Annotated in this window: 21 protein-coding genes; 7 read left to right on the forward strand and 14 right to left on the reverse strand. The window is 59.6% G+C overall.

Annotated elements, in window-relative coordinates; all coding sequences use genetic code 11:
• The first annotated feature begins 96 nt into the window (after positions 1-96).
• Genes ACQ3G7_RS18655 through ACQ3G7_RS18670 form a run of 4 tightly spaced genes read left to right on the forward strand, consistent with a single transcriptional unit; the run spans position 97 to position 4,966 of the window.
• Positions 97-990 (forward strand): ABC transporter substrate-binding protein, encoded by an 894-nt coding sequence (locus ACQ3G7_RS18655; protein WP_263098923.1) that lies wholly within the window; start codon positions 97-99, stop codon positions 988-990.
• Complete coding sequence (locus ACQ3G7_RS18660; RefSeq protein ID WP_263098924.1) at positions 990-1,916, forward strand: amino acid ABC transporter permease; 927 nt, start codon at positions 990-992, stop codon at positions 1,914-1,916. The genes ACQ3G7_RS18655 and ACQ3G7_RS18660 overlap by 1 nt, the downstream gene beginning before the upstream one ends.
• Positions 1,909-2,670: an amino acid ABC transporter ATP-binding protein gene (locus ACQ3G7_RS18665; RefSeq protein ID WP_430891118.1), complete on the forward strand. Its 762-nt coding sequence runs from the start codon at positions 1,909-1,911 to the stop codon at positions 2,668-2,670. The genes ACQ3G7_RS18660 and ACQ3G7_RS18665 overlap by 8 nt, the downstream gene beginning before the upstream one ends.
• Before the next feature lies 1 nt (position 2,671).
• Positions 2,672-4,966, forward strand: a complete 2,295-nt coding sequence (locus tag ACQ3G7_RS18670; protein WP_430891120.1) for a molybdopterin-dependent oxidoreductase — start codon at positions 2,672-2,674, stop codon at positions 4,964-4,966.
• Here ACQ3G7_RS18670 and ACQ3G7_RS18675 read toward each other — a convergent pair.
• From ACQ3G7_RS18675 to purB, 4 genes are read right to left on the reverse strand one after another with little or no spacing between them, the layout of a single operon-like run.
• Positions 4,943-6,265 (reverse strand): MmgE/PrpD family protein, encoded by a 1,323-nt coding sequence (locus ACQ3G7_RS18675; RefSeq protein ID WP_430891122.1) that lies wholly within the window; start codon positions 6,263-6,265, stop codon positions 4,943-4,945. The two genes, ACQ3G7_RS18670 and ACQ3G7_RS18675, sit on opposite strands and share 24 nt — an antisense overlap.
• Complete coding sequence (locus ACQ3G7_RS18680) at positions 6,262-7,407, reverse strand: amidohydrolase (RefSeq protein WP_430891124.1); 1,146 nt, start codon at positions 7,405-7,407, stop codon at positions 6,262-6,264. The genes ACQ3G7_RS18675 and ACQ3G7_RS18680 overlap by 4 nt, the downstream gene beginning before the upstream one ends.
• A gap of 11 nt (positions 7,408-7,418) precedes the next feature.
• Positions 7,419-7,946, reverse strand: coding sequence for a GNAT family N-acetyltransferase (locus ACQ3G7_RS18685; RefSeq protein ID WP_430891126.1), 528 nt, complete (start codon positions 7,944-7,946; stop codon positions 7,419-7,421).
• Entirely contained in the window at positions 7,943-9,310 is a 1,368-nt protein-coding gene (gene purB, locus ACQ3G7_RS18690) for an adenylosuccinate lyase (RefSeq protein ID WP_430891128.1), read from the reverse strand. The genes ACQ3G7_RS18685 and purB overlap by 4 nt, the downstream gene beginning before the upstream one ends.
• Before the next feature lie 216 nt (positions 9,311-9,526).
• On the opposite strand from purB, the gene ACQ3G7_RS18695 reads away from it, so the two are divergent.
• Entirely contained in the window at positions 9,527-10,618 is a 1,092-nt protein-coding gene (locus tag ACQ3G7_RS18695; RefSeq protein WP_430891130.1) for an iron-containing alcohol dehydrogenase family protein, read from the forward strand.
• 2 nt (positions 10,619-10,620) lie between these two features.
• On the opposite strand, the gene nikR is transcribed toward ACQ3G7_RS18695, so the two are convergent.
• The 6 genes from nikR to nikA are packed head-to-tail and all read right to left on the reverse strand — an operon-like array spanning position 10,621 to position 15,898.
• Positions 10,621-11,022 (reverse strand): nickel-responsive transcriptional regulator NikR, encoded by a 402-nt coding sequence (nikR, locus tag ACQ3G7_RS18700; protein ID WP_263098933.1) that lies wholly within the window; start codon positions 11,020-11,022, stop codon positions 10,621-10,623.
• The gene (gene nikE / locus ACQ3G7_RS18705) at positions 11,010-11,795 is read right to left on the reverse strand and encodes a nickel import ATP-binding protein NikE (protein ID WP_430891133.1); all 786 of its coding nucleotides are present in this window, start codon (positions 11,793-11,795) and stop codon (positions 11,010-11,012) included. The genes nikR and nikE overlap by 13 nt, the downstream gene beginning before the upstream one ends.
• A complete protein-coding gene (nikD, locus tag ACQ3G7_RS18710; protein ID WP_430891135.1) occupies positions 11,792-12,556 on the reverse strand; it encodes a nickel import ATP-binding protein NikD in 765 nt (254 codons plus the stop codon). The genes nikE and nikD overlap by 4 nt, the downstream gene beginning before the upstream one ends.
• A complete protein-coding gene (nikC, locus tag ACQ3G7_RS18715) occupies positions 12,556-13,389 on the reverse strand; it encodes a nickel ABC transporter permease subunit NikC (protein WP_263098937.1) in 834 nt (277 codons plus the stop codon). The genes nikD and nikC overlap by 1 nt, the downstream gene beginning before the upstream one ends.
• On the reverse strand, positions 13,389-14,330 hold the full coding sequence (gene nikB, locus ACQ3G7_RS18720) for a nickel ABC transporter permease subunit NikB (protein WP_430891137.1): 942 nt from the start codon (positions 14,328-14,330) through the stop codon (positions 13,389-13,391). The genes nikC and nikB overlap by 1 nt, the downstream gene beginning before the upstream one ends.
• Positions 14,327-15,898, reverse strand: coding sequence for a nickel ABC transporter substrate-binding protein (gene nikA / locus ACQ3G7_RS18725; protein WP_430891139.1), 1,572 nt, complete (start codon positions 15,896-15,898; stop codon positions 14,327-14,329). The genes nikB and nikA overlap by 4 nt, the downstream gene beginning before the upstream one ends.
• 163 nt (positions 15,899-16,061) lie before the next feature.
• On the opposite strand from nikA, the gene ACQ3G7_RS18730 reads away from it, so the two are divergent.
• Positions 16,062-16,793 (forward strand): substrate-binding domain-containing protein, encoded by a 732-nt coding sequence (locus ACQ3G7_RS18730; protein WP_430891141.1) that lies wholly within the window; start codon positions 16,062-16,064, stop codon positions 16,791-16,793.
• On the opposite strand, the gene ACQ3G7_RS18735 is transcribed toward ACQ3G7_RS18730, so the two are convergent.
• The 4 genes from ACQ3G7_RS18735 to ACQ3G7_RS18750 all read right to left on the reverse strand — a co-directional run bounded on the left by ACQ3G7_RS18735 (position 16,755) and on the right by ACQ3G7_RS18750 (position 20,543).
• Positions 16,755-17,525, reverse strand: coding sequence for an ABC transporter ATP-binding protein (locus tag ACQ3G7_RS18735; RefSeq protein WP_430891143.1), 771 nt, complete (start codon positions 17,523-17,525; stop codon positions 16,755-16,757). The two genes, ACQ3G7_RS18730 and ACQ3G7_RS18735, sit on opposite strands and share 39 nt — an antisense overlap.
• The gene (locus ACQ3G7_RS18740; RefSeq protein ID WP_430891380.1) at positions 17,522-18,523 is read right to left on the reverse strand and encodes a FecCD family ABC transporter permease; all 1,002 of its coding nucleotides are present in this window, start codon (positions 18,521-18,523) and stop codon (positions 17,522-17,524) included. The genes ACQ3G7_RS18735 and ACQ3G7_RS18740 overlap by 4 nt, the downstream gene beginning before the upstream one ends.
• Positions 18,510-19,565, reverse strand: a complete 1,056-nt coding sequence (locus ACQ3G7_RS18745) for an ABC transporter substrate-binding protein (protein WP_430891145.1) — start codon at positions 19,563-19,565, stop codon at positions 18,510-18,512. Before ACQ3G7_RS18745 ends, ACQ3G7_RS18740 begins: the two co-directional genes overlap by 14 nt.
• A 117-nt stretch (positions 19,566-19,682) precedes the next feature.
• Entirely contained in the window at positions 19,683-20,543 is an 861-nt protein-coding gene (locus ACQ3G7_RS18750) for a LysR family transcriptional regulator (RefSeq protein WP_430891147.1), read from the reverse strand.
• Positions 20,544-20,642: 99 nt separating this feature from the next.
• On the opposite strand from ACQ3G7_RS18750, the gene ACQ3G7_RS18755 reads away from it, so the two are divergent.
• Positions 20,643-21,149 carry a phenolic acid decarboxylase gene (locus ACQ3G7_RS18755; RefSeq protein ID WP_263098945.1) on the forward strand — a complete coding sequence of 169 codons (507 nt, stop codon included), beginning with the start codon at positions 20,643-20,645 and terminating at the stop codon, positions 21,147-21,149.
• Positions 21,150-21,258: the final 109 nt, after the last annotated feature.

Here is a 21,258-nt window from a genome sequence, read left to right on the forward strand (position 1 = left end):
TGGTTTTATTGCTTCCCTCGTTTTCCGTGCTCTAACAGAATGGAATTCACACAATATATTTGGCAGTTATTTCTTTTTCAGGGGACAGACCACAATATGAATAAATACGGCGTATTCTCCATTCTCCTCGCAATAAGTGGCGTGCAACAGGTTAATGCCGCAGAACAGAGCGTTCCGGCGCAAACCACATTTACTATTGCGGCAGATGCGTCGCTAAAAGCGAAATTACCGCAGGAGGTCATCCAGCGCGGTTATATTATTGCGGGCACCAACCCAAATACGCCGCCGACAACGTTTTATCAGGAAGATAATAAAACGCTGGCCGGGCGTGAAATCGATATTATGACCGCGGTTGCCGAACGCCTCGGCGTAAAAGTGCAGTGGCACGATACCGGCGGTTTCGACAATATTATTCCGGGGCTGAAATCCGGCCGCTACGATGTGGCGCTCGCCAATATTAATGCCACCCAAAAGCGCCTGGAGCAGGTGGATTTCGTCAGCTATTACGATGCGTCCCGCCTTGGCATTATCTCTCGTCAGGATGCAAACATTCCCGCCTTTACCGAACTGACGCAGGTGTGCGGCAAAGAGATTGGCGCAGGTGCGGGCACCACGCAAATCAACCGTCTGAACGAAGGTAGCAAAGCCTGTGAAGCACAGGGTAAAGCGCCGATTAAAGTCGCCGTCTTCCCGGACCGTCCGGCAGGTGTACAGGCGGTGGTCAGCGGGCGCGTACCGATGTTCTTTGGCCCCTATGAAGGCCTGACCTGGCAGGTCAGCAAAGTGAAACCGCTGACCATGAGCGGGCAAATCAGCGTTAACGACGCACCGGTGTCTATCGCTTTCCCGAAAGGCTCCGGGCTGGAAGAGGCCGTACAGGCTGCCCTCAACTCCCTGATCAAAGATGGCTCTTACCAGAAGATCCTCGACCACTGGTCGATTGGTTTCGGCGCGGTAAAAGAGTCCAAACGTAACGAAGAGATTTTCTGATGGCGCACACCACACCTTCACCCTCGCAGGACGCGTTGCGCATTGTCGGTAAACGCTACTACGGGCGCTGGTTCAGCGCCCTGTTCGTTTTACTGCTACTGGCAGGGCTGCTGCATTCCATTTTCAACAACCCGCGTTTTGAGTGGGGCGTGGTGGCGCAAAGCTTCACCGAAGACTCCATCATCAGCGGCGTGGTGATGACCCTGCAACTGACCGCCATTTCCGTCGTGCTCGGCTTTGCTGGCGGCACCGTGCTGGCGCTGATGCGCCTGTCATCGAATCCGGTGCTGGTGGCAGTAAGTTGGGGGTATACGTGGTTTTTCCGCGGCGTGCCGATGCTGGTGCAGCTTTTCCTCTGGTACAACGTGGCGGCGCTTTATCCAACCATCGCCATTAGCCTGCCGGGGCTGGGGGAGCTTTACAGTTCTCCGGCGAACGCGTTGATAAGCCCCTTTAGCGCAGCGGTGATCGCGCTGGTGATGCACCAGTCCGCCTATGCGGCGGAGATCATCCGTGCGGGCATCCAGAGCGTGGGGAATGGGCAACTGGAAGCCGCGCGGGCGCTCGGCTATTCGCGCGGGCAGATTTTCCGCCATACCGTTTTGCCGCAGGCGATGCGCGCCATCCTGCCGCCCGCTGGTAACGAGGTGATTGGTCAACTGAAGACCACGGCGGTGGTGTCGGTTATCTCATTACAGGATGTGCTCTACTCGGCGCAAATTATCTATCAACGCACCTATGAAGTGATCCCCCTGCTGCTGGTCGCCACGCTGTGGTACCTGCTGCTGACGTCCGTACTGTCTGTCGGGCAGTTCTACGTCGAACGCTATTTCTCCCGGGGCGTAAAGCGCGTTGAAGCCAAAGTCTGGTTTGCCCGCAGGTTGCCGGTGTATCTGTTTAACGCCAGGAGAGTGAGTAATGGCTGAGGCAATTGAATTACGCAATATCACCAAGCGTTTCTCCGGGCAGACGGTGGTCGATAGCGTCGATGTGGATGTGGATGCCGGGTCGGTCACGGTGATCCTTGGCCCATCGGGTTCGGGGAAATCGACGCTGCTGCGCTGCATTAACCACCTGGAAAAACTGGATGCCGGGACAATCCGCATCGGTGGCGAACTGGTGGGGTATGAGCAAAAAGGCCAGGCGCTGTTTGAAGTGAGCGACAGCAAAATCGCCCGCCAGCGCAGCCGTATTGGCATGGTGTTCCAGCAATTTAATCTCTTCCCGCACCGCACGGTGCTGCAAAACATTATCGATGCGCCCATCCGGGTGAAAAAGCAGCCCAGGGCGCAGGCGGTGGCGAAAGCACGCCTGCTTCTGCAACAAGTTGGGCTCTCCGGGCGGGAAAATGACTGGCCGCAGCAGCTCTCCGGCGGTCAGCAGCAGCGCGTGGCGATTGCCCGCGCGCTGGCGATGGATCCAGAAGTCATGCTGTTTGATGAGCCGACCTCGGCGCTTGACCCGGAGCTGGTGGGGGAAGTGTTGCAGGTGATCAAAGCGCTGGCGCACTCCGGCATCACCATGGTGATCGTCACCCATGAAATCGGCTTTGCCCGCGAAGTGGCGGACAACATTGTATTTATGGAAGCGGGAAAAGTGATTGCCTCCGGTCCGGCGCGCCAGGTGCTGGAAAATAACGCCAACGCACGCGTCAGCCACTTTCTCTCCACGGTGCTTTAATATGCCGCCCGTGACGCACAGCTCCCACTGGGGAGCGTTTACTGCCACCCCGGCGGGGGATGAACTGCACATTACACCCTTTGCTGGCGATCCCGATCCCAGCCCGTTGCTGGACAATTTTACCGATGTGCTGCGTCACCCGGCACGCGTGACCAGGCCGATGGTGCGCAAAGGCTGGCTGGAGCAGGGGCCAGGCCCGGACACGCGGCGCGGGGCCGATGAGTACATTGCCATTAGCTGGGCGCAGGCGTTGGATCTGGCGGCGAGGGAGTTGCAGCGGGTGGCGGATAGCTTCGGCCCGCAGGCGGTGTTTGGCGGCTCGTATGGCTGGTCCAGCGCCGGGCGCTTCCACCATGCGCAGAGCCAGGTGCACCGGTTTCTGAACACCACCATCGGCGGTTATGTCCGCTCGGTATGGTCTTACAGTTCTGCGGCGGCCAGCGCGATCCTGCCGCATATTGTCGCCTCGCAGGATGAGATTTCCCGGCGCGGTGTCAGCTGGCGTGAGATTGCCGAACACAGTGATATTGTCCTCTCCTTCGGCGGTCTGGCGCTGAAAAACTCGCAGGTCGCCAGCGGCGGCATGAGCGAACACACCGAGCGTGGGTATATGCGCCAGGCTGCCGAACGCGGCGCGCAATTTATCTCCATCAGCCCATTGCGCCATGACTTGCCGGACGAAGCCGCCGGGGAGTGGATACCGGTGCGCCCGGGTACCGATGCGGCATTAATGCTGTCGCTCTTGCACACCTTATGGCAACACGGGCTGAGTGATGAAGATTTTCTGGCGCGTTACTGCACCGGCTGGCCAACGCTGGTTGCCTCCCTCAATGGTACGCAGGATGGCACGGTGCGGGATGCCGCCTGGGCGGAAGCCATTTGCGGCGTGCCTGCCGCACACATTGTTGCGCTGGCGCAGCGCCTGCACGGTAAGCGCGTGGTGGTCACGGTCGCCCATTCGTTACAGCGTGCGCAGCACGGCGAGCAGCCGGTATGGCTGGGCATGGTGCTGGCCGCGGCGTTGGGGCAACCTGGTCTGCCCGGCGGCGGCTATGCCTATGCGCTGGGGGCGCTGGGCCACTACGGGAAAGCGTTTAACCGCGTCTCTTTCCCCTCGCTGCCGCAGGGCAACAATGGCGTTGACGATTTTATTCCGGTCGCGCGTATCGCCGATATGCTGCTCAACCCTGGCGCGCCCTTTGATTTTAACGGCCAGCGCCGCCGCTATCCGCACATTAAGCTGGCGTGGTGGGCGGGCGGTAACCCCTTCCATCATCACCAGGATCTGGCGCGGTTGCGCCATGCGTTTTGTCAGCTGGATACGCTGATTGTTCATGAACACAGCCTGACGGCGACCGCGCGTCATGCGGATCTGATCTTACCCGCCACCATGACGCTGGAGCGCGAAGACGTGGGTGGCGCGCCAACTGACAGACATGTGTTCGCCATGCATCCGGTGGCTGCGCCGTGGGGCGAAGCGCGGGATGATTTTGCTATTTTCCGGGATATTGCCGCCCGGTTGGGGCGTGAAGAGGCGTTCACCGAAGGGCGTACGGTGCGTGAGTGGTTACAACATCTGTACGGGCAGATGCAGGAAAAACTGGCGCAGGAAGGGGTGAATACGCCCGATTTCGACAACTTCTGGCAGCAGGGCATGTTGACGTTGCCGCAGGTGGACGATGGCGGGCGCATGATGCGCCGTTTTCGTGATGATCCCGATGCGCACCCCTTACCGACGCCGGATGGCAAAATCCAGATCTATTCGGCGACCATCGCCAGTTTCAACTATGCCGATTGCCCCGGTCACCCGGTGTGGCTGACGCCGGACGAACAACCCGACGCGCAGCATCCGCTGTGGCTGATTGCCAATCAACCCGCCACCCGCCTGCACAGTCAGCTCGACTACGGGCGACACAGTGCACGGCATAAACAACAGGGTAAAGAGGTGTGCATGATGCATCCGACCGACGCCGCTGCACGCGGTATTACCGAAGGGGCGATGATTATGTTGCATAACCTGCGTGGCGCTGTGCTGGCGGCGGTGACCTTGTCGGAGAATATCATGCCCGGTGTGGTGCAACTGCCGACCGGCGCCTGGTACGATCCGGTGGACCCGCTGGCAGCGCGCCCACTGTGTCGTCATGGTAACCCCAACGTCCTGACGCGCGACATCGGTACCTCTTCGCTGGGGCAAGGGTGCAGCGGGCAGATCACTGTCGTTCAGGTGTCTCTGTTTACCGGCGATGTCGGCGAGGTGCAGGCTTTTGTGCCCCTAAACCAGCAAGAGCGCCTGTAGGGTACGCAGCGCCTGGGCGCTCTCCAGACGGGTCAGCGTAAGCCAGCCATTGCGGGTGGCGTCATCCGCTTGCGGCAGGCAGCGGCGCAGTTTCTCCGCTAAATCCACGCCTTTTGCCAGCAGCATCTGGCGTGTGGCTTCGGTTTCCAGTATTACTCCGGCGCGGGTGGTTACGCGAAGACGATGAAAACGCTCAGCCGGGTTGAGCGCGTCCGGTGGCGCGTTGTGATCCGGCGTACGCACGACGCGTGCCGCCAGCGCGGCGGTAGCCGGTTTGACATTGCCGGGGGCGAAACTGCTCAACGGCAAATCATTGTCCAGTAAGCATTCGGCAATCACATATTCAAGGCTAAAGCGGGCTTCGACGCCATTGGCCGGGGTATGAATAAATGCCGCCACATCGCCGCCGGGCGGAAACGCCACCTCAATCCGCTCCACATCGCGGTGTAACTGCGCAATGGAAAACCCTGCCGCCAGCCATTTCTCACGTAGCGTCAGTGCCGCCAGCGCAGCGCCGTGCGTGCCGCTACAGGTCGGCCAGGGTTTACACTCCAGTCCCGGCGTAACAATGCGCCACGGTGCGCCCCAGCATTCAGTAAGCAACGCCGGGCGGGCGGTCGTGGGGCTATAAGCGGCGAGAAAACTCTCCAGCGCGCCGGTTGTTTGCGCGCTGACGCCATGCTGCGTCAGTTGTACGGCGGTGACCGCCGCCCGAGCCGCCAGCCCGGCATGCAGCGGTTTGATATCCGAACCAAACTGCACGCGTAACCCGGCAGCCTGAGTGGCGGCAATGGCGAGGATATTCGCGGTTTGCGCAGGATCCGCCTTCACCAGACGGGCGCAGGCCGCTGCTGCTGCCAGCACGCCGAGGGTGCTGGTGTTGTGAAAGCCCTGCACATAATGACCGCTGCCGACCGCCAGACCCAGGCGGCCTGCCATTTCCACACCCAGCGCAAAGGCATCAAGAAACTGCGTCGGTTCAATGATGGCGCTCTCTGCCGACAGCGCCAGCAACGCCGGGAGGATGACCGTCCCGACATGCCCGCGAAAGTCCGGGTGAAAATCATCGAAATCCAGCGCATGTCCGCTGTAGCCAAGACGCAGCGCGCGGGACTGCGCGTCCTGCCCCGGCCAGATCTGGCGCAATGACGCTAAGGTGGCGTCAGGTAACGCGCCGTTCACCACCGGCAAGGCGACAGCGAAAAAGTCGAGCACACCACGACGCGCCTGTTCACGGGCGGCATCATCCGGCTGCGCGTCGACAATCAGCCGGGCGACGGCCTGGGTGATATCGCTCATGCTGCCGCCTTTTTCAGCGCTTCTACCGCCAGCGTCGCCAGCCACTGTGCGGTGGGGAACAGCGCGGCGTCATCCACGCGGAACTGGGGATGGTGCAGGGCATACGGGCCGCCGGAGCCTATCATAATAAAAGCGCCGGGCAGACGTTGCTGGTAAAACGCGAAGTCTTCGCCAATCGGATTCGCAGCGATACGGCGGGCGTCAAAACCTGCCTCGTGACCAGTTTCCAGCGCCAGCGCGACCCACTCTTCGCTGTTCACCACCGACGGCGGGCCGGGCTGCCAGTCAAGCGTGATGTGCGCGTTAAACGCGGCGGCCAGCCCTGTCAGCACATCACGCATGCGCTGCTCAATCTGTTCACGTACCGTCTGACTAAAGGTACGCACGGTGCCTTCCAGCCAGGCGCTATCCGGGATCACGTTCCAGGTGCTGCCGCTGTGCACCTGAGTCAGGGAGAGCACGGCGTTTTCATCGGACGGGACGTTACGGCTGATCAGGGTTTGCAGGGCAGAGATCAGTTGCCCGGCGATCACCACCGGATCGTTGCCTTCATGCGGGCGCGCAGCATGGCTGCCGGTGCCGGTGATATCAATGCGGAAGCGGTCAACGCCCGCAGTCAGCGCGCCAGCTTTACTGCCCATGACGCCCACCGGTAGCGCCGGATCGTTATGAATGCCAAAAATCGCCGTTGCTCCCTCCAGCGCACCCGCGGCAATCACCGCCGGTGCGCCTTGTCCGGTCTCTTCCGCGGGCTGAAACAGAATGCGCACCCGCCCGGGCAGGCTGCTCTCCTGCTGTTTGAGCAAAATCGCCGCGCCCAGCGCCGAGGCGCTGTGGAAATCATGGCCGCAGGCATGCATCACGCCGGGGTGCTCTGAGCTGAACGGTACGCCGGATTTTTCATCAATCGGCAGTGCGTCGATATCCGCGCGCAGGACGATCAACGGGCCCGGTTGTTGCCCGCCCAGTTCAACGACCAGCCCGGTCGGCAGATCTAACGGCAGAATGCGGATCTGGTAGGTTTCCAACGCAGCACGAAGACGGGCGGTGGTGGCGAACTCCTGGTTCGAGAGTTCAGGGAAACGATGCAATTCATGGCGAAAGTCGGTCAGCCAGGCCGGTAATTCAGCGATGTCGGTCATAGCGTTACTCATCAGGGTGAACGACGCGCCAGCCACGCGGTGTGGTCAGCGTCATCAAGGATTTTTTTCATAAACAGGGTGATATGGCCTTTCCCCAGATCCGCCTCATGCGAAGGCACAAAGCCATACTGCTGGTAAAAGGGGATCAGCCACGGGTGACTGATGGCGGTGCCAAGCGACACCGCAGGCGCGCGTAATACACCGCGCAGAATATGGGTCTCCACCCAATCGTAGATTTGCCGCCCGCGCTGCTCCCCGCGATGGCGCGGATGCGCGCCAAACCAGCCGATATGCGGCAGGCCAAACGGCCCCGGCAGCGGCCCCCACGGGTAGCGCAGCGTAATGGAGGCGGCTAACGCATCATCGACAAACAGCCCCCAGACGCCGTGCTGTTGCAGGTGTTGCGTCACCTGCGCGGTGGTGGTGGTGGCCGCATCAAAATGAATGCCCATCTCACGCACCTGCGCGTAGGCTTCCAGCATCAGCGTCAGATAGATGTCGCGGTCGGCGGCGGTCAGCTGGCGATAGTGCTCGCTCATACCCTCTCCAGCAACTGCGAGTCATCTGCGGCGCGCAAGACATCACTGACTTTTTCTACCGCGCTGCCTAAATAGCGCGCCGGATCCAGCCAGCTATCGAGATCGGCGCCGCTGATAGCACCGGCGATTTCCGGTTGTTCCGCCAGCACGCTTTTAAAATCGCGCCCGCTTTCAAACGCCGTCATCGCGCAGGTGTACACCAGGTGGTGTGCCGTCTGTTTCCCGAGGGTTTTCCCGGCTTCAAACATCACCCGCTCCGACAGCAGCAGCCCGGCCTGGATATCCAGATTGGCGCGCATTTTTTCGCGATTAACCGTCAGGCCGTTAAGGATCCCCTGCGCGTTTTGCAGTTGCGCAGAGAGATAGAGACAGATTTCCGGGAGCGCCAGCCACTCTGCGCGCCAGCTCATGGCATCGCGCTCGTGTTCAACATGCATTGACTCAAAAATCAGACCGGCGCTGTGGCGCACGGGCGCAGTCAGGCTTGCCAGTCCTTCAATCGCGGCAGGGTTGCGCTTGTGCGGCATGGTGGTGGAACCGATTTTCCCGGCGCTGAAGGGCTCTTCCACTTCGCCGATTTCGGTCCGCATCAGGTTGTAGAGTTCATTGCCGATTTTGCCGAGCGAACCGCTGATCAGCACCGCCAGCGAGGCGAATTCGCTCAAACGATCGCGGGCGGATTGCCAGCCAATCGTCGGGCAGGCCAGCCCGAGCAGCGCCAGTGCGCGACGCTCCACCTCCGGCCCCTGATCGCCCAGCGCCGCATTGGTGCCGATAGCGCCGTTGATGTTGCCCGTCAGCACGCGCGGGCTGATTTCGTTGATGCGCGTTAAATGGCGTAAAAACTCATCCAGCCAGACGGCGACCTTAAACCCAAAGGTTGTGGGCAACGCCTGCATGCCGTGAGTACGACCGACCATCAGTGTGTGCTGGTGGCGTTCGGCAAGCTGGCGCAGGGCGCGGGCGACGCCAACGGTATCGCGGCGGATAATGCCTAGCGCATCGCGCAGTTGCAAAATGGTGGCCGTATCGACGATATCCTGCGTGGTGGCGCCGTAGTGCAGGTACTCCCCCGCCGGGCCGCACTGCTGTTGCAGTGCCGTCAGCGTGGGCATAAAAGAGTGCTTCATTTGCGCGGCGAGTTGGGCGATATCGCTCAGTTGCAGTGCCTGCGGTTGCGCGCGGTCGGCAATCTCCTGTGCGGCCTTCGGCGGAATGACGCCCAGTTCACCTTGCGCACGCGCCAGCGCCACTTCCACGGCGGCTTGCTGGCGCAGGCGGTTTTCTTCCGACCAGATGGCGCGCATTTCCGGTGTGGCGAAGTTATTGCCGATAATCAGAAAGTCGATGGGATGCGATGACATGTTATGTGCCTGTCGTAAATTAAAAAAAGATGCCGGTTAACTTTATTTTCTGTTCTGCATCTTCATTCATGAATATACCGGCGGCAAGGCATTTGTCGCCTTATCTAATATTCTTCTATCGATATGAAAATACAGAAAATAGGAAAGATTGTTTTTTGTTTTTATTTTTGTAGCATGAGCTGATAATGCGATTTAATTAATTAAATGGACAATTCAATGCTTGCGATAAAAACGCCGCAAACCTGGTTCCACCAGTCAGGTATTCGTCATGACGCAGGGGAATATATTTCGCCACTGTCACAGCATATTTTAATTATCACCAGTGCGCAGGCCTGGGCGCGGGTGAGCCCGGCGCTGGAAAGCAGTTTGCGCGCCAGCGGCGTGAAATGGCAGACCGAAATCATGACCGGCTACTGTACCGACGAGCGGGTGGCCCATTACGCCCGGCGCGCGCGCAAACTGGGGGTGCAGTGGATTGTTGGCGTGGGCGGTGGTCGTGTACTGGATACCGCGAAAGCCGTGGCGGATGCCCTTGAAGGCGGCGAGTCTGTCACCCTCCCGACGGTCGCCTCTACCTGCGCGGCCTGGTCGCCACTGTCGGTGTTTTATACCGAAGAAGGCGGGCAGATCCGCAGCCAGCCGTTGAAAACATTGCCGCGATTGGTGCTGGTGGACAGCGAAATTATTGCTCAGAGCGACGTGCGTTATTTAAAAGCGGGCATTGTGGATGCGTTGGCGAAATGGTACGAATTCCGTCCCTATTTACAACATTCGCCGGATAACCTGGCGTTGCAACTAAAAGTGCAGACCGCCCGGCTGGCCGTGGATATTTACGAAAAACACGGTGTGCAGGCGGTACAGGATAATAAAGCGCAGGTTGTCAGCGAGGCGTTAATCAATGTTATTGATGCCAATATTGCGATTGCCGGGCTGGCCAACAGCATTCGCGGCGAGATCCCCACGCCTGGCGTCGCACACGCGATTCATAACCGTTTAACCTACGAACCGGCGCTGCGTGACTGGCTGCATGGCGAGCGGGTAGGTTACAGCTTGCTGGTGCAGTCGTTCCTCGAAGGCGACGGTGAAACGCCGGACGCCGCGCTGTTGAGCTTACTGCGCCAGTACGAGATGCCGCTGACGCTGGCGCCGCTGAAAGAGATCCGCCTGGCGGTGATCCAGGCGGTGGCGCGCAGTATCAACTTTCCTCGCGCGGCGGCGGAGCATTTACCGTTTTCGCTGGAGCCCGCGCGCATTGAACGGGCGCTGCGCCTGACGGAGCAATTTTTTACTCCCCGCTATGCGCTCTAGCATTACTCTTCTGCCGCCAGGCATTGCAAATGGCCGTGGCGCACGCCGCGCTGGGCAATAACGTCGTCGGCAAAATGCTGCACTTCGCCCATTTTGCCTTTCAGCACGGCGATCTCCAGGCAGTCGTCGTGGCTGATGTGCACATGCAAGGTGGCGACAGATAAATCGTGATGATGATGTTGCGTGGCGACGATGCGGCTCGCCAGATCGCGTTTCTCATGTTCATACACATACGAGAGTACAGCGTAGCCCTGCTTTTCATTGTCCTGCGCGGACTCCTGCGCCAGCGCGCCGCGCAGAATGTCCCGCAGCGCTTCTGAGCGGTTGTTGTAGCCACGGCGCTCGCTGAGGTTATCCAGCGTTTCGAGCAGGTCATCATCCAATGTTATGGTCACGCGTTGCATGGCAGGATCCTTTGTAATGAGCGGGGGAAGGCGGGCAATACCGCCTGTTGCAGTGTTTGCCCGGCCAGAGAGGTAAAACGCAGCGGTGTGGCGACGTCCAGCGTTTCAACAATCGCGCCGTTCTCCATTACCATCACCCGCTGGCAAAAGCGCTCCACCAGGCGTAAATCGTGGGTGATAAACAGGCAGGCGACGCCGGATCGTTCTTGCAGGCGTTTGAGCAGACGAATCACCCCGGCCTGGAGCACCAAATCCAGGCTGGAGACGGCTTCGTCCAGAATCAGCAACGTGGGTTCCACCGCCAGCGCGCGCGCCAGACACACGCGCTGCAACTGACCGCCGCTCAGCTGCGGCGGGCGTTTGTCCAGCAGTGTGCTCTCCAGTTCGACATCGTCCAGCAACTGCGTAATGCGCGCCTGCTGTTCCGTTTTCGACAGCGTTAACAGATGGCGCAAGGGTTCGCGCAGAATGTCGCGCACGGTTTTACGCGGGTTTACCGCGCTTATTGGGTCCTGAAAGACCATCTGAATATCGCGGCGAAAGGCTTTGCGGGCGCGGGCGTCAAGCCGGGAAAGCGGCGTGCCCTGCCAGACCACATTGCCCTCGTTGGGCGTTTCCAGCCCGACCAGCAGCCGCGCCAGTGTGCTTTTACCGCAGCCGCTGCGTCCCAGTAAGGCAACCGTCTCACCGCTCTTCAATTGCAGGGAAATATTGTCGAGGATCCGTTGCTGATGATAGCCATGAGACAGGCCGTTCACATCCAGCAGATTCATGAGGTTAACTCCATCCCGTACAGCGCCAGATGCGCCGCCACCAACTGGCGGGTCACCGGATGCTGCGGCGTGTGAAACAGTGACGCCACCGCGCCATATTCAATAATGCGTCCCTGATCCATGACTGCAACGTCGTCCGCCAGGCGCGCTACGACGCCCATATCGTGGGTCACCAGCAGCATACCGGGCTGGCGCTTGCGAACGATGCTCTCCAGTAAATCCAGAATGCGCGCCTGCGCCACGGCATCCAGATCGGTGGTCGGTTCATCGGCAACGATATAGGCCGCATCGCTGAGCAACGCCATGGCAATCATCATTCGTTGCAGCATGCCGCCGCTCATCTCGAAGGGGTAGAGCGACAGCACACGTTGCGCTTCTTCCAGCCCCACATCCTGCAATGCCGCCAGCAGTGTTGCGTCATCCGCGGGTTTGCCCAGCGCCAGGCAGGTTTCCCGTGCATGTTCCGCCATGGTGCGCAACGGATTAAACGCGCTGCGCGGGTTTTGCATTACTGTCGCCACGGTTACGCCGCGTAGCGCCTGCGGGCTGACAATCGCGCCATCCGCCAGTACCCGGCCTGCGGTTTGCCGCACGCCAGGCGGTAAGACGCCGAGCGCCGCTGCGCAGGTCAGCGATTTGCCACTGCCGCTACCGCCCACCAGTGCCAGCACGCGCCCGCGTTGCAGCGTTAACGAGACGTCCTGCACCAGCGGGCGTTCCGCATGCAGGGTAATACTCTCCAGACTTAATTGTGCAGGCATCAGTGGGCGTGCTCCGTTTCCAGATGAGGATCGAGATGGTCGCGCAGGGCGTCGCCCACCAGGTTAAATGCCATCACGCTGATAAACAGCGCCAGTCCCGGCCACAGCATTTGCAGCGGCTGCGTCCAGATGTATTGCCGTGCGTCGTTGATCATCACACCCCATTCGGCGGTGGGCGCGGTGACGCCGAGGCCCAAAAAGGACATGCCCGCCACGTGCAGCATCATATGACCGATATCCAGCGTCGCCAGCACCAGCAGCGACGGCACCACTGCGCCCGCCAGGTGATCGCGAAAAACATGGAGAGAACGGGCGCCGCTTAGCCGTGCCGCCAGCACATACTCGCGCCCGCGCAGCGAGATCACCAGGCTGCGCACCATGCGGGCGTACCAGGCCCAGTGAGAAAGGGCGATGGCGATGATGACATTGGTCAGCCCGGTGCCCAGTACGCCGACCATAAAGAATGAGAGGATTGAGGTGGGGAAGGTCATAAAGATATCCGCCACGCGCATTATCGCCTGGTCAACGCGGCCTCCCAGCAGTCCGGCACAGCCGCCCGCCGTTAGGCCCAGCGCCAGTACAAGCAGCAGGCACAGCATGACCGACCCCAGCGAAACACGCGTGGCAGCCATTAAGCGCGAGAAAATGTCGCGCCCGAGATGGTCGGTACCGAGCCAGTGCTGGCTGCCTGGCGGCAAGAGCCGGGCGGGTAAATCAATGACCTGCGGATCGTAAGGCGTCCACCACTGGCAGGTCAGGGCAATGACCAGCAGCAGGAACAAGATCAGTAACGCAATACGCACCGGCCAGCGGGCCGTGTTCAGAAAGTGCATCAGTGCGCTCCTTCATGGTGACGAATACGCGGATCCAGCGCAGCGCTCAGCAGATCCACCGCCAGGTTGCACAGCACAAAGACCATGACCATCACCAGCGTAAAGCACTGGATCACCGGGTAGTCGCGGTTAAAAATCGCCGACACGGCATAGCGCCCGATACCGGGCCAGGCGAAGATGCTTTCGATGATCATCGTGCCGCCAATCAGCTCGCCAATGTGCATCCCCAGCGCAGTGATCACCGGAAGCGATGCATTACGCAGAATGTGCCGCCGCTCGGTTTGCCTTTCGCTTAAGCCCCGCAACCGCGCCCAGGTCACATGGCGCTGCCCGGCGGCTTCCAGCATGCTGGCGCGCAGCAAACGGGCGTTAATCGCCAGCGACATAAACGCGATAGAGAGCGCGGGCAGGATCACGTGCTGCCAGCCGCCATAACCCAGGGCGGGCAGCCACTGCAAATGCACCGAGAAAAACATCACCAGCAGGAAGGCCAGCCAGAAGTTAGGCATCGACACCCCGAGGAACGCGATTGCCCGCACGGCAAAATCCGGCAACCCGTCGCGGTGGCGCGCCGCCCAGATGCCGAGCGGAACAGAGGTGAGTAAAATCAGTACCAGCGCCGCGCCCGCCAGTTGCAGCGTGGCGGGCAGAAAGTGCAGCACATCGTCCAGCACCGGGCGTTGCGTGGCGTAAGAGAGGCCGAAATCAAGGTGCAGCGCGCGCCATAGCCAGTGGCCATATTGCGCGATCAGCGGCTGGTCGAGACCCAGCTGGATGCGGGTGGCGGCAATCATCTCCGGCGTGGGTGGCAGGTTGGACAGCCGCAGATAATCCATCGCCGGATCGCCAGTGCCCAGGCGCAACAGCAGGAAAATCACCACCGAGGCGGCGAAGATCATCGGGATCAGCAACAGCAGTCGCTTGCAGATATAGCGGCTCATTTTGCGGTGCCAGGTGTGAGCTGATCAAAGGGGATCTCCGACGCAATAGGGGCGAAAGGGATGGTCCCCAGTTCGGGTTTCGCCACCACCATCATCGAGATATAGCTAATCGGCAGATAGACCGCGTCGTTATGCAGACGGGTGAGAATGTCCCGGTACAGCGCCTGACGTGCAGTTTCCTCGCGGGTGGTCAGCACCTCGCCGATCTCTTTGTCGATCACCGCCTTGTCCGGCAGGCCAAGCTGCGCCTGATAATCCGCATGCGACGGGACGCGCATTGAGCTCATAAAGGCGTGCGGATCGTACGGCGCGCCCCAGGTGCGGTTGAAAATCATGCCGAAACGCCCGTCGCGCTGGCGTGCATAAATGCTGCTCTCTTCCTCACCGACCAGCGCAACGTCCACGCCGATGGCGCGCAGATTGGCCTGAATGATCTCTGCCATTGATTTGCTTAACGCATCGGTGCCGATAAATGCCAGTTCGACATGCAACGGCTGCCCGGCTTTTTCGCGGATGGTTTTCCCGGCGGGTAACGTCCAGCCCGCGTTATCCAGCAGCGCGCGCGCCTGCGCCGGATCGTACTGGCGCGGTTTCAGGCCAATATTGGCGTAGGGAACGGACGGGGCGAACAGCGTATCGGCAACCTGCTGTGTGCCATACAGCGCGCCATCAATCAGCGTCTTTTTGTCCACCGCATAGTTCAGCGCTTCACGTACGGCTAACTCGTTCGTTGGCGCACGCGCCGAGTTCAACGCCAGCATCACGGTCTCCATCGGTGCGGAGAGCTGTGTATGCCACGCCGGGTTCTGGCTGAAGCGGGCAAACGTATCCAGCGGCAGCAGCCCTTCGTTGCCGTACAGCAGATCGATATCCCCGGTTTCAAATGCCACGGCGCGGCTGGTCGGATCGGGGATCACGTTGACGATGACTTTACCGAATGCCGGTTTTTCGCCCCAGTAATGTTCATTGCGCACCAGCACGTCGTACTGGTTCAGGCGCGACTCCTGCAACACCCACGGCCCGGTGCCAATCGGCGCGGTGATACCGTCCTTTGTTTCGTGTTGTTTAAATTGCGATGGAGCGATAAAGCGAAACGGGCGGGGCAGGGAGAGTTCTTGCAGGAAAGGGTAGTAGGCGCTTTTCAGGGTAATTTGTAACTGGCTGGGGCTTAAGGCTTTGACATCGGTTATCTGATTGGTTAGCTCCAGCCAGGCGTGGCGTTGGCGGTTATCCAGCACGGCGCGGAAATTTTCTGCCGCCGCCTGGGCATTAAAGGGTTCGCCGTTGGAAAACGTCACCCCCTCGCGCAGGGTGAAGACCCAGGTTTTGCCGTCTTCCGAGTGCGTCCAGCTTGTCGCCAGCCAGGGTTTCACATTGCCGTCGGCCTGGTATTTCACCAGCGGTTCGTAAACCATGCTTTGGGCGAACATCTGGTTCGGGGTGTAAAGGTGTGGATTCAGTGGGCCAACATTCACTGGCCAGGCGGTGGTGAGCGTCGGTAAGGCCGCAGAAACGGCGAAAGATGCGCAGAGCAGCAGCAGAGCGCCGGCTTGACGATAGAAAGACACGATAGGTTCCCTGACGAAAAGTATGGCGAAGAAGTATGATGATTTTAGATATTCATCATACGAATAGTATGTTTTGGATCAAAAACCCTGTGAGTTAAAGGGGTTTAACCGCACAGTCTGCACAGGTAGCATGACGGCAGCGTAATCAGAAGGATAAAAATCGATGAGCACAACGCTGAATATCCTGGCGGCAGGGAGCCTGAAACGCGCCTTTACCCCGTTACTGGCGGCTTTTCGCGCGCAGAGCGGCATGGCGGTGACGGCGGATTTTGGCCCGGCGGGGCTGCTGCGGGAGCGCATTGAAGCCGGAGAACCCTGCGCACTGTTTGCCTCCGCCAATACCGTACACCCGCAGGCCTTACTGGCAAGCGGGCGCGCGCTCGACGTTCACACGTTTGCCGGTAACTGCCTGAGTCTGACAGTACGTCATAGCGCGTCCACACAGCAGGCCGACTGGCTGACGCTGCTGGCGGATACCCGGCTGCGCCTGGCAACGTCAACACCGGGCTGCGATCCTTCCGGCGACTACACCTGGCAGTTGTTTGCGCATATTGACACCCTGCGCCCCGGTCTTGGGCAGCAACTGATGCAGCGCGCGTTGCCGCTGGTGGGCGGACGTGAAACCTTAGCCATACCGGCAGGCGAGATTGCCAGCGCGTGGCTGTTGCGTCAGGGACGGGCGGATATGTTTATTGGCTATCAACACTATACACCGTGTCTGTCAGGGGAGGCGGACCTGCGGGTGGTGGCGATCCCGGCGGCGGACAATATCCGCTGCGACTATCAACTGGCGCTGCTGGAGGCGCAGGCGACGCCGCTGATGCAGTTTATTCTCTCTTCGCAGGGACAGGCGTTGTTACAGGCCGCCGGATTCTTGCCGCCGCAGATCGAATAGCGGCACCAGCGCCGGGCCGTGTGCGTCATCAAGCTGGATGCGGCGTACCGCTATACCGTAGGCGCGTTGCAGGTTCTCTTCGCTCAGCAGGGTTTGCGTTTTTCCGGCGAGCCATTGCTGATCTGGCAATAGCAGTAGCGTGTTGTCGGCAACCTGCAAAGCATGGGTAGGATCGTGGGTGGTGAACACCACACTGCGTTCTTCACGATGAGCAAGGTCGGCAATCAGCTGTAAGACGATTTGCTGGTTCGCCAGATCGAGCGCCGAGCAGGGTTCATCCAGCAGGATGGTGCGATTTCCGCTGACCAGCGCGCGGGCAATCATCACCAGTTGTTGCTGCCCGCCGGAGAGCGTCAGAAAGGAGCTGTGGGCCAGAGGGTGGATATTGAGCCGACGCAGGGCGTTATCCACCTGCGCGTTGTCCTCATCCGACGGCATCGAGAGCAGTCCCACATGGCGGGCGCGGCCCATCAGCACCACATCATGAACGCTCCAGGCAAAGGCCGGACGAAAAGATTGCGGCACAATACCGATGCCGCCCTGCACGGTAAAATGGCCTGCCAGCGCTGGCAGCACACCGGTGAGCGTATCCAGCAGGGTGCTTTTCCCCAGTCCATTCGCCCCCAGGACTGCCCAGATTTCCCCCGGCTTGCAGCAAAAGCTGAGCGGTGAAAAGAGCGGCCGACCGCGACCGTAAACCAGTTCTTCAACCGTTAGTGTGGGTTGTGTCATTGCGTACTCCTGCGGTTGGTGTGGAAAAGCAGTACCGCGAACACCGGTGCGCCAAGCAGTGCGGTGATAATGCCGATAGGGATCTCCGCTTGCGTCAGGGTGCGCGCCAGATCGTCCACCACAATCATAAAGCTGCCGCCAAGCCAGAAGGCGACGGGCAACAGACGGCGGTGATCGGCCCCAACCAGCAGACGCGCCAGATGTGGGATAACCAGACCGACCCAGGCGATGCTGCCGCTGACCGCCACTTGCGACGAGACCAGCACCGCGCAGCAGACCAGCACGCCGCGACGCAGCATTTTCAGCGGCACGCCCAGCGCCAGCGCATCTTTCTCTTCCAGTGCCAGCAGGTTAATGCGCCAGCGCAACTGAAACAGCACCACGGTGACGAGCGAGACCGGAAGGGCCAGCATGGCGACTTTATGCCAGTTAGCCGTGGCAAAACTGCCCAGTAGCCAGAACACGATATTGGGTAGCGTCTCTTCGGTATCAGCCATGTACTGCATCAGGCTGACCAGTGCGGCAAAAAAACCGCTGATGATAATGCCGGAGAGGATCAGCATCAGGGTGTTTTCCCGCTGCTGTAACGCGGCAATAAGCCAGACCAGGATCAGCGCGCCGAGGCCAAAACCAAAGGTGGAGACCATCATGATGAGCGGGCTGACGCCAAGCAAAATGGCCAGCGTTCCGCCAAACGCGGAGCCGGAGGTCACGCCAATAATATGCGGATCCACCAACGGGTTCTGAAAGATGCCCTGCAACACCGCACCGCACAGTGCAAGCGCGCCGCCCGCCAGCAGAGCCAGCAGGACACGCGGCAAACGTACCGACCAGATAATCTGCCCGGCAGTTCCCTCGCCTGGAAAGGTAACAATCTGGTGCATCACGTCGCTAAGCCCCAGTCGGTACTGGCCCAGGCAAAGCGAGGCCAGCGCCAGGCACAGCGTCAGGACAATAAACCCGCCGTGCAGCAGCGGGTAGCGGTTAGTGACCTGCATTCGCGCGCCAGTCAACACGGTAGAAGCGCTGGTAATAGTTCTGCGCTTCGGCGTCGACATTGACCCCTGCATAACGTGCCGGGTAGAGCTTTTTCGCCATCCACAGCTCGCCGATGGCCAGCGCTTCCGGCATCGGGTAGCCCCAGGCTTTGGCGTATTCCGGCATCAGCCAGACGCGGTGGTTTTTCACGGCGTCGATGTTCTTCCAACCCGGATCGTTCTCGATGGCGGTCACCACTTCCGGGTAACGATCCTGCACAAAAATGACCTGCGGGTTCCACTGAATAACCTGCTCCAGCGACACCTGACGCGCGCCTTTGATGGTCTCTGCCGCCACGTTTTTCGCGCCAGCGTGCTCCATCATCAGGCCGGTATATTTACCGGAGCCGTAGGTATTCAGGTCCGGGTTGGCCATATAGACGCGGATTTTGTCTGCTTCGGCAATCTTCGCCACCGGGGCGTTCGCTTTCTCGCGCGCGGCAAAGGTGTAGTGGATCAGATCTTCTGCCTGTTGTTTGCGATCCACCACGTCGGCGATCAGGCGGATCCCCTGTTTTAACCCCTCGTTGTAGGCTTTCTCTTCATCGCCCATGGTGGGGTTCATTTTGTTTTTCTCCCCGGCCGCATCTTCACGCAGCGACACGGCGACCACCGCGATCCCGGCCTGTTCGATCTGCTGGATCATATCGGCGGGTGCATAGTTGGCGATAAACACCACCTGCGGGTGCAGCGCCAGCAGGCTTTCAATGTTCACCTGGGTCAGATCGCCCGGCATCGGGAGCGTTTCAATCGCCGGCATAAAACGGGCGAAGTCCGGGCCAAGCTGCTTTTTCCAGCTACTGAGGACGCCAACAACATCGTCTGCGGCGTTGAGCTGCACCAGCAGGTTGAGGGTCTGGTGTTGTAACACCACCGCGCGGGTGACATGGTCCGGCAGGGTGACCTGGCGTCCCAGTTGATCGGTGAGGGTGCGTTCTGCGTGGGCAAACAGGCTGGCGCAGGCCAGCGTAAGGCCCAGCATCAATGATGTGATTTTTGACATGGTATCGCTCTAAAAGGAGTTGGCGATGTATATTAGATTATATAACGTGTGCGCCTGCAAACATTCCCCGCAGGAAATTCAGGGGTATACAGGCTGAGCGCGTTTTCTTGAGCGCGCTTATGCCTGTTTGAAGAGCTGCAACAGCCTTTCTACCTGCTCATCCAGCGGGGCGAGATCTTTTTTCACAATCAGATGCAGCGGCGTGGCGCGCCGCACACCGTGGCTGAGCGGCAGGATGCGTAGCGTGCCGTTAGCCAGCAAGGGCTGGATCCGCTCTTCCGGTAGCCAGCCGTAGCCTACCTGATACTGCACGGCTTCAACGGCCGCATCGATGGTGGAAAAGGTCCACGACGCCTGCGCCACCGGGCTTTGCCGATCGTCACCTTCGGCAATGCGGATCAGCGGCCAGGCGGCGAGCATCGCTTCGCTGACCTGTTCGGCGGCGCACAACGGGTGATCGCGGTGCGCCACGGCGACAAAATCGATGTTCATCAACCATTCGCCGCGCCCGGTCAGATCCTGGCGGCGGGTCAAAATCATCACATCCGCCTGCGCATGCACCGGCAGGTCGGCAGAGGCGGTTTCCAGGACTTCGGTCAGGCGCACCTGTGTTTGTGGATAGCATTGCTGAAACTGGCGCAAAATGGCGAATAACCGCGAGCGGGGAAAAATGCTGTCCACCACCAGATCCAGCCGCGTACGCATGCCGTTACGCAGCGTGGCCGCGCGGGTTTCCACCCAGTCAAAAGCTTTCAATAGCGGTTTGACCTGCTTAAGCAACTGCTCGCCGGCAGGCGTCAGCACCGCGCGCCGCCCCTCTTGCATCAGTAATGCAACGCCCAGCCTTTCCTGCAACAGCGCCAGGTTATAGCTCACCGAAGACTGGCTGCGGTGCGTCTCTTCGGCGGCTTTCGCAAAGCTGCCCAGCTCCACCACTTTTTGCAGTAGCGCCCATTGTTCCAGCGTGGTCTTGTGCATAACGCATCTAAAAATTGAATGAATGTGATGCAAATATAGCGTTTTTTATTGATTTTTTGCAGGCGTACGATGGCGGTATTCCAACAGAGGAGAGAAAAAATGAGCACCTTTGATAAACACGATTTGAGCGGTTTCGTCGGCAAACATCTGGTTTATACCTACGATAATGGCTGGAACTACGAGATTTACGTGAAAAACGACGCCACGCTCGACTACCGCATTCACAGCGGCATTGTGGCGAATCGCTGGGTGAAAGATCAAAAAGCATTTATCGTTCGCGTAGGCGAAAGTATCTATAAAATTTCCTGGACTGAGCCAACCGGCACCGATGTCAGCCTGATTGTGAACCTCGGCGACCGCCTGTTCCACGGCACCATTTTCTTCCCGCGCTGGGTGATCAACAACCCGGAAAAAACGGTCTGCTTCCAGAACGATCACATTCCGCTGATGGAGTCTTACCGCGCAGCAGGCCCGGCTTACCCGACGGAAGTGATTGATGAATTTGCCACAATTACCTATGTGCGTGACTGCGGTGCCAATAACGACAGCGTGATTGCCTGCGCCGCCAGCGAGTTGCCTGCCGGCTTCCCGCAGAACCTTTCGTAATTTATTAACGCTATTTAATATATTTCAACGGTTACGATTGAAATAATTAATTGCATAACAGTATTATTTTTTTTAAGTTTGTTGCCGTGTTGTTTAAATAAGTGCGTCC

It is taken from the genome of Kosakonia sp. N21, assembly GCF_050587465.1.
Classification (GTDB): Bacteria; Pseudomonadota; Gammaproteobacteria; order Enterobacterales; family Enterobacteriaceae.

Bases quoted from the DNA above. Each gene is read 5' to 3' on its own strand.
- ACQ3G7_RS18740 (WP_430891380.1), bottom strand. From the start codon at position 18,523: ATGCAGGTCACTAACCGCTACCCGCTGCTGCACGGCGGGTTTATTGTC.
- ACQ3G7_RS18665 (WP_430891118.1), top strand. From the start codon at position 1,909: ATGGCTGAGGCAATTGAATTACGCAATATCACCAAGCGTTTCTCCGGG.
- ACQ3G7_RS18655 (WP_263098923.1), top strand. From the start codon at position 97: ATGAATAAATACGGCGTATTCTCCATTCTCCTCGCAATAAGTGGCGTG.
- ACQ3G7_RS18750 (WP_430891147.1), bottom strand. From the start codon at position 20,543: ATGCACAAGACCACGCTGGAACAATGGGCGCTACTGCAAAAAGTGGTG.
- ACQ3G7_RS18735 (WP_430891143.1), bottom strand. From the start codon at position 17,525: ATGACACAACCCACACTAACGGTTGAAGAACTGGTTTACGGTCGCGGT.
- ACQ3G7_RS18745 (WP_430891145.1), bottom strand. From the start codon at position 19,565: ATGTCAAAAATCACATCATTGATGCTGGGCCTTACGCTGGCCTGCGCC.
- ACQ3G7_RS18755 (WP_263098945.1), top strand. From the start codon at position 20,643: ATGAGCACCTTTGATAAACACGATTTGAGCGGTTTCGTCGGCAAACAT.
- nikD (WP_430891135.1), bottom strand. From the start codon at position 12,556: ATGCCTGCACAATTAAGTCTGGAGAGTATTACCCTGCATGCGGAACGC.
- ACQ3G7_RS18695 (WP_430891130.1), top strand. From the start codon at position 9,527: ATGCTTGCGATAAAAACGCCGCAAACCTGGTTCCACCAGTCAGGTATT.
- nikC (WP_263098937.1), bottom strand. From the start codon at position 13,389: ATGCACTTTCTGAACACGGCCCGCTGGCCGGTGCGTATTGCGTTACTG.
- ACQ3G7_RS18660 (WP_263098924.1), top strand. From the start codon at position 990: ATGGCGCACACCACACCTTCACCCTCGCAGGACGCGTTGCGCATTGTC.
- purB (WP_430891128.1), bottom strand. From the start codon at position 9,310: ATGTCATCGCATCCCATCGACTTTCTGATTATCGGCAATAACTTCGCC.
- ACQ3G7_RS18685 (WP_430891126.1), bottom strand. From the start codon at position 7,946: ATGAGCGAGCACTATCGCCAGCTGACCGCCGCCGACCGCGACATCTAT.
- ACQ3G7_RS18730 (WP_430891141.1), top strand. From the start codon at position 16,062: ATGAGCACAACGCTGAATATCCTGGCGGCAGGGAGCCTGAAACGCGCC.
- nikE (WP_430891133.1), bottom strand. From the start codon at position 11,795: ATGAATCTGCTGGATGTGAACGGCCTGTCTCATGGCTATCATCAGCAA.
- ACQ3G7_RS18680 (WP_430891124.1), bottom strand. From the start codon at position 7,407: ATGACCGACATCGCTGAATTACCGGCCTGGCTGACCGACTTTCGCCAT.
- nikB (WP_430891137.1), bottom strand. From the start codon at position 14,330: ATGAGCCGCTATATCTGCAAGCGACTGCTGTTGCTGATCCCGATGATC.
- ACQ3G7_RS18675 (WP_430891122.1), bottom strand. From the start codon at position 6,265: ATGAGCGATATCACCCAGGCCGTCGCCCGGCTGATTGTCGACGCGCAG.
- nikR (WP_263098933.1), bottom strand. From the start codon at position 11,022: ATGCAACGCGTGACCATAACATTGGATGATGACCTGCTCGAAACGCTG.
- ACQ3G7_RS18670 (WP_430891120.1), top strand. From the start codon at position 2,672: ATGCCGCCCGTGACGCACAGCTCCCACTGGGGAGCGTTTACTGCCACC.